Annotated in this window: 11 protein-coding genes and 1 pseudogene; 6 read left to right on the top strand and 6 right to left on the bottom strand. The window is 36.4% G+C overall.

The annotated features are described in order from the left end of the window. Positions 1–19 precede the first annotated feature (19 nt). From ACOI1D_RS04470 to ACOI1D_RS04460, 3 genes are all read left to right on the top strand, one after another. Positions 20–919 (top strand): carbohydrate ABC transporter permease, encoded by a 900-nt coding sequence (locus tag ACOI1D_RS04470; protein ID WP_422499560.1) that lies wholly within the window; start codon positions 20–22, stop codon positions 917–919. 48 nt (positions 920–967) lie between these two features. After that, positions 968–1,765 carry a carbohydrate ABC transporter permease gene (locus ACOI1D_RS04465; RefSeq protein ID WP_422499612.1) on the top strand — a complete coding sequence of 266 codons (798 nt, stop codon included), beginning with the start codon at positions 968–970 and terminating at the stop codon, positions 1,763–1,765. Positions 1,766–2,003: 238 nt separating this feature from the next. Continuing rightward, positions 2,004–2,987: a LacI family DNA-binding transcriptional regulator gene (locus tag ACOI1D_RS04460; protein ID WP_422499558.1), complete on the top strand. Its 984-nt coding sequence runs from the start codon at positions 2,004–2,006 to the stop codon at positions 2,985–2,987. 413 nt (positions 2,988–3,400) lie between these two features. Here ACOI1D_RS04460 and ACOI1D_RS04455 read toward each other — a convergent pair whose 3' ends face one another. The 4 genes and pseudogenes from ACOI1D_RS04455 to ACOI1D_RS04440 all read right to left on the bottom strand — a co-directional run. Beyond that, on the bottom strand, positions 3,401–4,663 hold the full coding sequence (locus tag ACOI1D_RS04455; protein ID WP_422499556.1) for a glutamate-5-semialdehyde dehydrogenase: 1,263 nt from the start codon (positions 4,661–4,663) through the stop codon (positions 3,401–3,403). A gap of 14 nt (positions 4,664–4,677) precedes the next feature. Continuing rightward, positions 4,678–5,826, bottom strand: coding sequence for a glutamate 5-kinase (gene proB, locus ACOI1D_RS04450; RefSeq protein WP_422499554.1), 1,149 nt, complete (start codon positions 5,824–5,826; stop codon positions 4,678–4,680). A 500-nt stretch (positions 5,827–6,326) separates the two neighbouring features. Then, a complete protein-coding gene (locus ACOI1D_RS04445) occupies positions 6,327–7,283 on the bottom strand; it encodes an acetamidase/formamidase family protein (RefSeq protein WP_422499552.1) in 957 nt (318 codons plus the stop codon). A 37-nt stretch (positions 7,284–7,320) separates the two neighbouring features. Further along, a pseudogene (locus tag ACOI1D_RS04440) lies at positions 7,321–8,076 on the bottom strand (APC family permease); the annotation flags it as partial. A gap of 311 nt (positions 8,077–8,387) precedes the next feature. Here ACOI1D_RS04440 and ACOI1D_RS04435 point away from each other — a divergent pair. Next, positions 8,388–9,149: an SDR family oxidoreductase gene (locus ACOI1D_RS04435; RefSeq protein ID WP_422499551.1), complete on the top strand. Its 762-nt coding sequence runs from the start codon at positions 8,388–8,390 to the stop codon at positions 9,147–9,149. A gap of 218 nt (positions 9,150–9,367) precedes the next feature. Here the strand turns inward: ACOI1D_RS04435 and ACOI1D_RS04430 are convergent, their stop codons facing one another. Beyond that, complete coding sequence (locus ACOI1D_RS04430) at positions 9,368–9,538, bottom strand: hypothetical protein (RefSeq protein ID WP_422499550.1); 171 nt, start codon at positions 9,536–9,538, stop codon at positions 9,368–9,370. 164 nt (positions 9,539–9,702) lie between these two features. Between ACOI1D_RS04430 and ACOI1D_RS04425 the strand changes: the two genes are divergently transcribed. Together ACOI1D_RS04425 and ACOI1D_RS04420 are read left to right on the top strand one after the other, a co-directional pair. After that, a complete protein-coding gene (locus ACOI1D_RS04425) occupies positions 9,703–11,523 on the top strand; it encodes a cation:proton antiporter (RefSeq protein WP_422499548.1) in 1,821 nt (606 codons plus the stop codon). 78 nt (positions 11,524–11,601) lie between these two features. Beyond that, positions 11,602–13,017 carry a hypothetical protein gene (locus ACOI1D_RS04420; RefSeq protein WP_422499546.1) on the top strand — a complete coding sequence of 472 codons (1,416 nt, stop codon included), beginning with the start codon at positions 11,602–11,604 and terminating at the stop codon, positions 13,015–13,017. A gap of 56 nt (positions 13,018–13,073) precedes the next feature. On the opposite strand, the gene ACOI1D_RS04415 is transcribed toward ACOI1D_RS04420, so the two are convergent. Further along, positions 13,074–13,511 carry a DUF2663 family protein gene (locus ACOI1D_RS04415; RefSeq protein WP_422499545.1) on the bottom strand — a complete coding sequence of 146 codons (438 nt, stop codon included), beginning with the start codon at positions 13,509–13,511 and terminating at the stop codon, positions 13,074–13,076. Position 13,512 lies beyond the last annotated feature (1 nt).

Raw genomic sequence — 13,512 nt, 5'->3', positions numbered from 1 at the left:
TTTGATAGGTGGGTTAAAAATGTTGAACGCATTTAAAAGTAAATTTCAGAATAAACATCCGTATATGTTTATTGCACCTTCAGTAATATTGCTGACGATATTTAGCATTATACCGATTATGATTGCATTTGTAATAAGCTTCACTGACCTTAATCTAAAGGGGCTAGCTGATTGGTCAAATATAAGCTTTATTGGTTTAGAAAACTACATTGAACTTTTTAAAGATGATATTTTTTTAAAGGCTGTCTATAACACTGTCTTTTACGTCGTTGTTGGAGTACCTCTCGTTATTCTCTTCTCCTTAGGTATCGCACTGTTGTTGAACTATGGCAGTAATAAATTGTTTTCTTTTTTTAGATCAGTATATTATATGCCTTCAATCACCAATATTATTGCCGTAGCGGTAATTTGGGGATATCTTTACAATACAGATTATGGATTATTTAACTACCTTTTATCGCTCGTAAATGTAAACAGTATTCCGTGGTTGCAAGAACCTACGATAGCCAAAATTTCCTTAATTATATTAGCGGTCTGGAAAGGTATCGGTATTAATATGATTATTTTTTTGGCCGCCTTACAAGGTATTCCGAAATCATACTATGAAGCTGCTGAAATGGACGGTGCAAGCCGGATAAAAACGCTTTTCCATGTAACTATACCACTTTTGCGATATGCAACCTTTTTTGTTACGGTTACTACATTAATTGGGTGGATGCAATTCTTCGAGGAGCCTTATGTAATGACTCAGGGTGGACCGTTAGATGGAACAATTTCAGTAGCATTGTTTATTTACCAGGAAGGTTTCCAATTTAGTGAATTCGGCTATGCGTCAGCCGGATCATTCTTATTATTTATCATGATTATAATTGTAACGTTAATTCAATTTAAATCTAAAAAGTCTGATACAGAGTATTAAGAGAGGTTGATCGTAATGGCTACAGCTACAAAAAAGAGTAAGACCGAGATGAGAGTTGTAACGATTATTATGGTTTTAGGGGGGATACTGGTATCAATCCCATTTTTGTGGATGATTTCCAGTGCATTTAAGCCAGAAAGTGAAGTGCTGCAGCTCACTCCCACGTTGATTCCAGAAAACCCTACATTAGAAAACTTTATTAAACTATTTACCGAATTAAATTTCTTAGTTTATTTAAAGAATACAATAATTATTGTATTTTTCTCATTTATAGGATTACTATTTAATGCTATGGCAGGATACGGGTTTGCAAAGTTTCATTTTAAAGGAAGGGAAAAAATATTCTACGTTGTTTTATCAACAATGATGATTCCAGGACAAGTTACAATGATACCTGTCTATTTATTACTTAATGAAATGGGTCTAACAAATACAATGACGGGTATTATATTGCCAGGGTTGGCAGTTGCTTTCAGCATATTTTTGTTCAGACAATTTATGACCACTATTCCTACTGATTTAATAGAGGCTGCTCGTTTGGATGGAGCAGGAGAATTTTATATATTTTTCCGTTTAATTATTCCTATTGCAAAACCGATATTCGCTGTACAAGGAATTCTAACATTCATAGCAGCGTGGAACAGTTTCTTATGGCCTTTAATTATTGCTAATGATGAAAGCCTATATACATTATCTGTTGGGCTATCATTGCTACAGGGTCAATATGCGAATAACTTTGCATTACAAATGGCTGGAGCTGCATTCATGGTTATACCAATAATGATTATCTTTTCATTCTTTCAAAAATATATTGTTGAAGGGTTTACAATGTCTGGGATTAAGTAGGGGGATTAGTTCTCAAATGGTATAATATAAGGTACTATGAAATTATAATGATGTCGTTTTAAAAGTTATCAAAGAGTGACGGGCAGTAAAAAACCGTGGCTCGATAATTGAGGTTGATCGATATTTCTATGTGTGGGATGACTCGCTTATATAATCCCCAATTAATTCAACTAAAATTCAGTGAGGGAAGAAAGAAATCCCCGCTATATGAAGTTTTACTTTATGGAGGAAGTTAAAGATGGCAACAATTAAAGATGTAGCAAAGCTAGCCGGAGTAGCGATATCTACAGCTTCATACGCACTGAATAATAGTAATAAAGTTAGTCAATCAACTAGAAAAAAAGTAGTAGAGGCTGCTAAGGAATTAAATTATCAAAAAAATGGATTTGCATCAGACTTAAAAAGATCGAGAACAAATACAATCGCCCTAATATTGAGTGACTTATCCGGTCCATATTATTCGGAATTGATTAAAGGGGTTCAGGATGTTGCCACAGCTAATGGCTATGATCTGATTGCTTGTAGTTCAATTGGTGGACCACAATCCACAGCTGTTAAGTTTTTAAAAGAAAAGCGAGTTGATGGGGTGATTATCTTAGCCCACAATATAAGTGATGAAATTACACTAGAATCAGCAAGAGAGGGATTCCCCCTTGTTGTATTGGACAGAAAGCTTAAAAATGAATTTGTCGTCCATGTTGAAGTAGATAACGTTCAAGGCGGATACACTGCAACGGAATATTTAATTAATAAAGGGTATCGACACATTGCTTATGTAAGCGGTCCATCTAATTCACATGATAATATGCTACGATTTGAAGGATTTACAAACGCTTTAAAAGCCAATGACTTAAATTTTCAGTCGAAATGGAGATTATCTGGAGACTTCACACGTGAAGGTGGATACAGAGCAACGAAAATGTTAATTGCTCAACGTGATTTACCAGAAGCAATATTTTACGCTAATGATGAAATGGCAATTGGAGGCTTACAGGCATTTAAGGAAAATGGGATAAGTGTTCCAAAAGACATTTCCATCATAGGTTTTGATGATATACAACTAGCCGAATACGTGATACCATCATTGACTACAATGAAACAACCTAAATATGAGGTTGGAGCACTATCAGTGCATTTAATTTTTCAAATGTTATTAGGCGAAAAAGTAAATCATAATTACAAACTTTCAACTGAACTTATAGAGCGGGATTCTGTGAGGTAGTTATAATATCATCATGGTATATAGTTGGAGAAGAACTATAAAACATAAAGTAGACGGTATTGATCGGTCTACTTTATGTTTTATGGAAGAGCGGACGTGGATTTAAAATTTACTTTTAGATATGTTCTATCAATTTTGACTGGCTTAGAACCAATGTGAAATAAAAGCTGGATGTTTTCCAAGGATAGTTAAGGCAAAATGGTGGAACCATGGTGCAATAAACTTACTGTAAAGGCTCTGTATAAGTACTACTAAAAAAGATATTACTATTCATCCGATGCATATTTGTTTTGTATAATCTGATTGAGCAAATAGCAAAAAAAGGATCAGGATACTTGAGAAAATTAAACGTTGGACAAATTTTATAAAAGAAACCAGGAGGATTAAATTTAATCCCCCTGGTTTCTTTTTGTCTATCTGATTTGTCCGTTCCCATGCATTAAATACTTTATTGTAGTTAGAGCAGGTAGTCCCATTGGGCCACGTGCATGTAACTTTTGAGTTGAGATTCCGATCTCTGCCCCAAATCCTAACGCGCTACCGTCAGTAAAACGAGTAGAAGCATTATGGTACAATGCAGCGGCATCAACTAGTTTCATAAATATCTCAGCAGTTTTTTTGTTCTCAGTAATTATTGACTCTGAGTGCTTTGTGCCATAAAGTTCGATGTGCTCGATTGCATCCGTCACATTTGCTTCTGTTTTAATCGCAATATCTTTGCTTAAATATTCATTTGCCCAGTCACCTTCATTGGCAGGAACTGCGCCAGGTATCATTTCTACGATAGTATCGTCACCATGAACATTGATGTCGTTTTGCTTAAGTGTTTCAATTAGTGCAACTTTATTTGCCTCAAGCCAGTCCTGATGAACAATAACGGTTTCAATTGCATTACAAACTGCTGGACGGTCTGTTTTTGCGTTGACTAGAATAGCTAATGCTTTTTGAACATCTGCATCTACATCAATATAAAGATGACAATTACCAACACCTGTTTCCAAGACTGGAACTGTTGCATTGTTTACAACTGCCTTAATCAATGAACCGCCTCCTCGAGGAATAAGTACATCGATATGTTCTTTCATAGTGAATAACTGTTGTGTTGCTGCGCGATCAGTACTTGCAATAAATTGAACAGCTTCTTTTGGTATCTTCGTTTTTTCTAACCCTTGATGGATAACTTCTACAATAGCCTTGTTGGAAGTTATTGCTGATGATCCACCTTTTAAGACAATCGCATTACCTGACTTTAATGCAAGACCAGTAGCATCTACAGTTACATTTGGACGTGCTTCATAGATCATTCCAATAACACCAAGTGGCACGGTAATCTGTTGAACGTTTAACCCGTTATCAAGGGTCCAGTCAGATTGAACAATCCCAGTTGGGTCATCTAATTTAGCAACATCACGCAGACCTTGAGCAAATTCCTCAATTCTTTCTTTAGTAAGTGTTAAACGGTCAATAAATGCCTCGTCATAGCCTTTTTCATGCCCAAGTTTTAAATCTTCTTCATTCGCTTTTAAAATTGTTTCATAGCCATTATCTAATGTGTCGGCAAGTGTCAGAAGTGCTTCATTCTTTTCTTCTGTTGTTAATATAGATAAGGTTTTAGCAGCTTTTTTGGCAAGTTTAGCTTGTTCTTCCACGTTCACTTTTTCAGTTGAAACGGTCATCTAATCCCTCCAGGTTAAGTTGTTGTAATTAAATTGTTTACAGGTACTTCTGCATCTAAATGACATACCAGATGTTTACTTTCAATGGCGACATTTTCATAGTTTTTCAGTTCAACCTCAGTTTGGTTAATTAATCTGTTTAAAGCTTGGGAAGAATAGCTTACGACGCCTAGACCAATTATTTCACCTTCGACATCTATAATCGTCACAACAGCTCCTTTATCGAATCGTCCACTTATCGAGTGAATGTCTGTCGGAGCTAAGCTGATCTTATCATTAATTATTGCTTCTCTAATTGTATGGTTAACTGTCACTTCACCTTCAGGACCGGAGTTGAAAGCAATCCACTGTTCTTTATGATTTAAATTCTGAAGGGAACTCTGTGGTTCAAAGTATGACCCCTTTGCTTCTTGATGTACAGCGTCATAAACTATGTTTTTTGATGATGCATTACCCAAGAAAGATGTTATTCCAGATGCCATAGCAATTTTAATGGCGTCAATTTTGGATTTCATTCCGCCGGTACCATTTGCACTTCCAGGATCACCAGCAGCAGCTTCAATCTCAGGTGTGATTTCATGAACTTCGCGCAATAATTTAGCATTTTCATCTTTTCGTGGGTCAGCGTCGTATAAACCATCAATATCAGATAAAATAATTAGTTGATCGGCATCAACAAGCCCTGCAACCTTTGCTGATAATGTGTCGTTATCCCCGAATTTCAAGAAATCCATAGAGATTGTGTCATTTTCATTAACTATGGGTACAATACCTCTTTCAAGTAATACATTAATGGTATTTCTTGCATTGTTGTACCGAAGTTCATCAGAAAAGTCACTTCGTGTAATTAATATTTGTGAAGCGACGTAGCCATGTGAGATGAAGATATCTGAGTAGGTTTCAATTAGTAGACCCTGACCAACAGATGCAGATGCTTGTTTTTCAGGTAGTGAATCTGGTCGGGTGAGAAAACCAAGTCTGCGGTACCCGGCTGCCACAGCCCCAGAGGAAACGAGCAAGACTTCATGTCCGTCATCTTTTAGACGAACAACTTCTTCCACAATCTTCTCAAGTTTTCTTCTGCTCACTTCTCCATTCATACTGGTAAGTGAACTACTTCCAATTTTAATTACGATGCGTTGTGCTTCAATATCAGGTGTCAAGTCAACACTTCCTTCTAGTTTTGATTCATTGATGCCTCATGTTTTTATAAATTGAGGAAAATCGGTTTAAGTAGGTTCATTAATTATTTGATTCATGTATTTTTCTTATAAGGATTGGAATTCCTTTTATTCGTATGGGTGCGTTTGATAAATACATCAATCTTTTATTTATATTTTGGTTTTAAAAAAACATTACTTAAATTGTATAAAAGGTCTATTTTTCTTTTGTCTTACCGTAGTTATAATACCACTTCACACATATAGTTCAAGGGTTTTTACACAAGTCAGGTGCATATAAGCGATATAACAATGGTAAGCGCTGTCATTTAGAGATATATACCTCTCATCGCTTCAGAGATGCTCTCAGACTCTCAAATCCGGATAAATGGAGATTTGGATAAACCTGGAGAAAGTGCCAGGCGCCACTCGGAATTTGTCGAATAATGATTGGGGGTGTTTGCCATTAAAAAAAGGCTTACTTTGTGTAAGCCTTTAAATGATTACTTAAATATTGCATTTGGTAGGAAGGCTGATACGAGCATGTTTGGCATATCAACTATTTCACTTATTCTGAGGTCGACGGCAACGCTGCAGAGTACATACGCCTCTTGGTCCGACATTCCGTATGTGTCAACGATATGTTCAATCATGTAGCGAATGGCATTTTTTGATGCTTCCACAAGACTGGTTCCATGTCCTGTTGTCACATAGTATCCTTTGCTATCCGCTTCAGGTGTTGGAGCTCCTGGAATTTCGTACCGTGGCTCGGCAATGGTTTTACCTTTATGCAACTTGAAACGCACCGTTGTTTCCATTGAAGCTTCAATGGCAGTGCCGCATACCTCTCCATCACCTTGGGCAGCATGTGTATCACCAATGGAAAACAATGCACCCTCAACCCCGACAGGTAAGTATAGTTTCGTTCCACGGGTTAAATGGCGTATATCCATATTTCCACCGTTTTTCCTTGGAGGAACAACACTAAAGTTTCCTTCTTCAGGTAATGCAACCCCAATTGTGCCGGGGAATGGTTTAATAAATAAATCAATCCCCGGGAGAAATTCTGTTGTATTGGCTCGTGATAAATCATACGTTTTTAAATAGGGCTCTTTAAATTCATCTGCTAACAGTCCGAATCCAGGAATAATACCAGTCCATCCCCATTCAAGCTGTCTGAAATTAAGCATTTCTACTTCTAATGTATCTCCAGGTTGTGCTCCCTTAACATATACCGGTCCAGCTACTGGATTAATTTTTTCAAAATCCAGGTTTTCAAGATCAGCTGAAGTAGAATTCTTAGAAAACTGACCACCTGAACACTCTAAAATATCATATGTGATGGTTTGCCCAGAATCCACCTCTGCAATCGGTTTAATATCCTTGTCCCAACCGTAATGCATATGGGACTTCATATCATGAATAGTTAAATGTGTGTGATTATGATGATGAATACTCATCTGTTTCACGCTCCTTTAGATATTTTTAATGAATAAACTAGTCTAAATCAATTTTTGCATCTTTTTTGGTTAAAGCAAAGTATAAAGTAATTACGACACCAATTGCAATCCAGCTAAAGCCAAGTACTTTTGCTTGTGTTGCTAAGTTTAACCATACATAGCCCATTACAATAAAACCAATTAGTGGGAGTACTAAGTGACTCCAGAAATTTCTGCTTTTGCTTTTGACAATGTAATGGGAAAATACACTTACATGTAGGAAAAGGAATGCAGTTAAAGCACCAAAGTTAACGAATGATGACAATATACCAATATCACCCATGAACAATAACCCAACGATAAGTGAAATAATAGCTACTACAATAATACTGGCATAAGGTGTTTTATGTTTAGGTTGAACCTTAGCCAGGAAAGCTGGGAGTTTGCGATCGCGTCCCATGCTGAACAGGACTCTGGAAATCGCGACTTGTGCAACAAGGGCATCAGCAATCCCCCAAGCTATAGCAGTAGCTAGTGCAGTTAGCACACCTAGCCATTCACCGCCAGCGATCTCTGCAACTTGATAGAAAGCAGTTCCTATATCTTCAAAGTCATTGAAATTAGGAAAGATTAAAGCTGCAACCCACGTTTGTACCATAAATAATACACCAACAATTAACAGGGAGTAAATCGTTGCCTTACCGACTGCTTTGGGGCCATCAGCTGACTCCTCTGACAATGTAGAAATTGCATCAAAACCTAAGAAGCTTAACACTGCAATAGAAACTGCACCCATGACAACACTCATACTGAAGGTATCAGGGTTAAATAGGTGCTATTGGTACCATAAATATTAACCCATAAATAAGTAAGTCCCAAAAGGACAATGAACGCTTTAATTCCTGTTTGTAGCCAAATTGTTCAAGGCTATTATTTTCTTTCACTTTAACTCTTTCCTTTTATTCTCTGAAATTTTAATTGTGGGAAAATTATATTAAAATCATAAATTGGTGTCAAGAAAGAAACAATCTCGGGGGAATGTGTAAATCTTTTAGATTATATTTTTAATCAACATAGAATTAAGCTAAACTAAAAAGAAACCATACATAAGTAAGGAGGAATTGCATGAATCAGCGTTTGGAAGGAAAAATTGCACTGGTAACCGGTGGATCAAGAGGCCTTGGAAAAGTTATAAGTATGAATCTGGCTGAAGCAGGAGCAATGGTTATTATTAATTATGCTAACAATAAGGAAATGGCAGAAAAAACAGTAGAGCACATACAATCTAATGGTGGACAAGCTCTTGCGGTAAAAGGTGATATTACCAACGAAGCAGCGGTGACTGCTTTAATCGAAGAATCTCAGGAAAAGTGTAAGGGGACCATTGATATTTTGGTGAACAATGCAACTGGGCCTCAGCCAGAACTGTCGATTGAGGATAGCACTTGGAACGATTATCTGGATCAGCTTCATTTTTTTGTAAAAGCTCCTTTATTATTAACGAAAGCAATTTTACCAGGGATGAAGAAGAAAAAAGAAGGTAGAATCATCAATATTTGCAGTGAAGTTGTTCAATTAGGCAATCCGAACTTTGCAAATTACGTAACAGCAAAGTCTTCTCAAATTGGCATGACACGTTCTTGGGCAAATGAGTTAGGAGCTTCTGGGATAACTGTAAATCTAGTCAATCCTGGCTTTATACCTGTTGAACGGCATGAAGATAAAGACTCTGCTAAATACGATGGTTACAGACAGGGTGTTCCTCTCCGGGAAATGGGTGAGCCTGACGATATTGCTAATATGGTAGTCTTTTTAAGTTCTCAAGAGGCAAAGTTCATTACTGGGCAATCGCTGTCAGTTAATGGAGGAAACACGTTTGGTATTTAAGTTTTACAAAAATAAGTTCCTACCCAATTTAATTACGGGCTAGGGATTTTTTATAGTATAAAAAATTTGCTTTGTTAAGCTTGCATACAGTAACAGCCACATCTAGCTCCAGCGCCCAGAGACTAGCGATACTTCCCTCACCTTCGTACGATAAGTCAACACCCGGCTTCCTTCTGTCCTTTATCTACATCTTGTCTTTTTTCTGTTTATCTTCTTTTTTAGTCATTTGGTTGATTCCGTCCAGATATATACGTATTCTCACTTGGGGCAAAGTTTACATCTCTAAGGCTTTTCTCTTGGGGATGGGGGGTGCTGTGTTCCACTTCAGTAGTATTCTCTCTTTCAATTTCAGGTTTCCTAGTGTCAGACGCTTTCTTCTTTTCATCCATTAATCATGCTCCTTTCAAACTTTTTTTCATAGGAAGATATTCCTCCTGTTAAAGGTAGTTTGTCACGAAAAGAGCATGGTATGAATTTCTTTGAAACAATTCTATTGTAAAAACATCCAAAATTCGGTAGGCTTATTGGTATATAATTTAGAAGTAGGTGTTTTATGGAGCATCATTCTCTGACATCCCTAATGATTGTCGTAGCAATTGCGTTTTTTATTCCAATTATTTTACAACGGTTTAATTTACGATTTATACCTGTTGTTATTGCTGAAATCATTGCAGGGTTAGTAATTGGAAAAAGTGGTTTTAATCTAATATTAGAAGATCCAATGCTAGAATTGTTATCGCTTTTGGGTTTCATTTTCCTAATGTTTATTAGTGGTTTGGAAATCGACTTTAGTTTGTTTAAGAAGAAGAAGAAAAAAAAGGATGGAAATTTACCGAACCCTATTAAGGTATCGCTCGTTATCTTTAGTCTGATTATAAGTGTATCTTTCTTGTTGTCATACGTATTAGTAATGCTCGGTTTGATAAAAGATCCTTATTTGATGACTTTAATCATATCAACTGTTTCACTCGGTATTGTTGTACCGGTTATTAAAGAAAAAAATCTCACCGAGGGGCTATTAGGGCAAGTTATTCTGCTCATTACTGTTATTGCAGATTTTACAACTATGATCCTCTTAACTGTTTACGCTATGTTTCGTGATCAGGAAGGCATGAAAGTCCTGCTTTTATTAGTGCTTTTCCTGGCAGTTTTCCTTGCTTACAAAATGATAAAAAAATATTTCAACTTCGAACTGTTTGATAATTTGTTGAAAGGAACTGTGCAGTTAGGAACCAGAGGAGTATTTGCGCTTATTTTATTTTTTGTTTCTTTGTCGGAAACAATTGGTGCAGAAAATATTTTAGGCGCATTCCTAGCAGGAGTTATTATTTCTTTGCTTGCTCCTAACAAAGAATTCACCCGGCAACTGGATTCATTTGGATTCGGATTTTTTATCCCAATCTTTTTCGTTATGGTTGGAGCTAGGCTGAATATCTGGGAACTATTTGTTGATCGAAAAACATTATTATTAATGCCAATCTTATTAGTGTTTATGTATCTTGCTAAGGTGATTCCGGCACTTGTTCTTAAAAAGTGGTATTCCTGGAAAGAAACATTAAGTATAGGAATATTAACTACATCCAAATTAAGTCTTGTGATTGCTGCATCTTCTATTGCACTTGAACTTGGTGTTATTGATGATGTTCTGAATGGAGCAATTATATTAGTGTCCATTTTAACCTGTCTTATTTCACCAATTACGTTTACGAAGTTATTTCCGATGTCCAATGGTGGGCCAAAACAACAGGAAATTTCTATAATAGGCGCCAATGCCGCAACTTTGCTTGTTGCTCGGGATAAGATGGAAGAGAAATCAGTTGTACGTTTGTATAGTGCGCAGGAGAAACAAGAAAACGAAGAATCTTTATTCCCACATATTCATGTGAGTGAATTAACGGTAGAACAACTAGATGAACATAATGCATTTAAAGCTGACAAAATTGTTATAGCAACTGGAGTAGACGCAACTAATATTGAACTAGGCAGGCATGCGAAAGAATTAGGTATCAAAACCGTTGTCTTACGGATTGAAAGTACATCATTACAGGATCAGTTATCTGAGGAAGGGTTTACAATATACTCCACATTGTATTCAACTAGAACCCTATTAAAAGCACTTATTGATAATCCTGGCCTAGTTCGTCTAATAACAAATCATAATAAGACCATAAAAGAAATTATTGTCAACAATTCCAATTATAATCAGCAGCCAATTATGAACCTGTCATTTCTTGGAGAGTCTCTTATCCTGCATATTTACAGGCACGGGAAGGTAGTCGTGCCGCATGGAAATACCATTCTTCAAGAAGGAGACAGACTATTGGTTAGTGGAGAAATGGAAGATCTCAACAATATACAAAAAGAATTGGCATAGGCACTGGTTTACTGGTGCCTATCTACTTGAGTAGCGTGAAGTTACTGGATGATAGGTAAGTTATAAGGAGTTTATGTGATGAAGCAGTTAACAGCCTTGGGACTAAAAATCGCTATTTCCTTCTATACACTTCTTCACTTTTTCACTTATTTTTACAGGGTGGATTTTTTGTTGTATGTTTTGTCCTTTTGTGGCTTTCTCACGCTGTTATTTGCTGCGTTCACTATAACTGTAAAACAATTTAAATTACCACTTTTTCTGTTTCTCTCAGGTGTATTAGTTTTGTTTTACTCTGAGGGTTCCACTGTAGATGGCCTTTATCATGGATTTCTTCAGATGCGGAGCATTATCGGACTATTAGTGATTGTTCCAATGATAGGCTGGGTGTTGAGAGAAGAGCCGTATATTGAAGAAATTTTAGCTTTTGCCCATAAGGGAATTAATACAAGTCGAAAATTTTACTTTGGAATTGTCTCATTTACCCAAGTGATTTCTTATTTTTTACTTTTTGGGTCTATTCCAATGATGTATCAATTTGTAACAGTTATTTTGAAAAACCAAACAGGAGAAGCATGGGAAAATTTTAAAGGAACTGCTCTCCTGCGTGCATTTGCCTTGTCCACTATGTGGGTGATTAGTATCCCAAGTTTTATTTTTGCAGTGGAGACCTTAGAAGCTTCTTTGTGGGTAGCTATCCTGCAAGGGTTTGGGATGGCAGCGCTAGGGTCTATTACAGCGGTCATATTTTCTTATTTTCAGGAAAAAAAATATGGAATAAATTTAACGGAAGCGCTTCAAAGTGAAATTGAAAATGTGTTAAGCAGCTATACGAATAGGAAAGAATTGAAAAAGAAAGTGATAGAATTCATGTTACTGTTCATTACTTTATTTGGTACTATTTTTCTTTTACATGGAGTCTATGCTGCAAATCTAATGACCACCATTCCAATTGTAGTGGTAGTATGGACGCTGTTTTATTACTTGGCTAAAAAAAGTACCAAAAAGCTTGTGAAGCACACACAAGTATATTTTTCTGAGGATATGCTGAAGCAATCGTATCAGCTATGCATTATGCTGGCTGCAGGTGTCCTCATCAATGGGTTAAATCAAACTGGATTCGGTACAGCATTTATAGCTGGAGTACAATATGTGCAATCGGTTTTTCCTTTTATTAACTTTTTGTATTTTCTTCCATTTATTGTTATCTTTCTGGGGTTCATTGGATTGGGCCCATTAACCGTAATGGTTTTAGTTGCAGGATTATTACAAAATGTCGCACTGCCATACCCACCAGAATTGATTGTATTGACGATCACATCAGGCAGCGTTATTTCCATATTATTATCACCAGTAATAATGCCAGTCATTGTATTAAGCGCCTCCAATGGATTAAGTCTATTCAAAAACGGCATCCAATTTAACGGAAAATATGCCATCGTGTTTTACATAATAGTTCAACTATACGTCCAGACAGCAATACACTTCTGGAAATAACCGGAAAGGTGCCAGGCACATATTCCATTTATTGTAATATGTGCCTGGCACCTTTTTTAGCTTTTGTAGCGTATGTTAATTTGATGTTGTTCCATGTAGGAAGATATTTGGTTGATTATATGGGAATGTTTGGTGATGTACCAGGTATTGTCAAGATGTTCAATCGTTTCTATTCGTAGCTCTTCAAAGCCTTCTTTTACTTTTTTAACTTGTTTCTTATAGTTTAACTGTCCTATGTGAGAGGCAACCGCCGATAGTAACAATAGAAGATTATAAATATTGCTGAAAAAGTCAGATACAGCAAAAAGTATATTGGTATCTGAATTATTAAGAATAAACAGGTATACAGAAATAAATAAAACACAAATCAAGGTAACTGTAATTATGAAATATTTGTTTTGAGATCTGGTTAACTTCTTGAGTTCCTTTTTCTTAGCTATTAATGTTTCTAGCATTTCTAATGTGTCTTCGGTTATGTATTCTCTAAAAGACATG

Origin of the sequence: Virgibacillus sp. DJP39 (assembly GCF_049310925.1) — a bacterium.
In the GTDB taxonomy this organism is placed as follows: Bacteria; Bacillota; Bacilli; order Bacillales; family Amphibacillaceae; genus Virgibacillus_F.
This window is presented reverse-complemented; position numbering and strand designations above follow the sequence as displayed.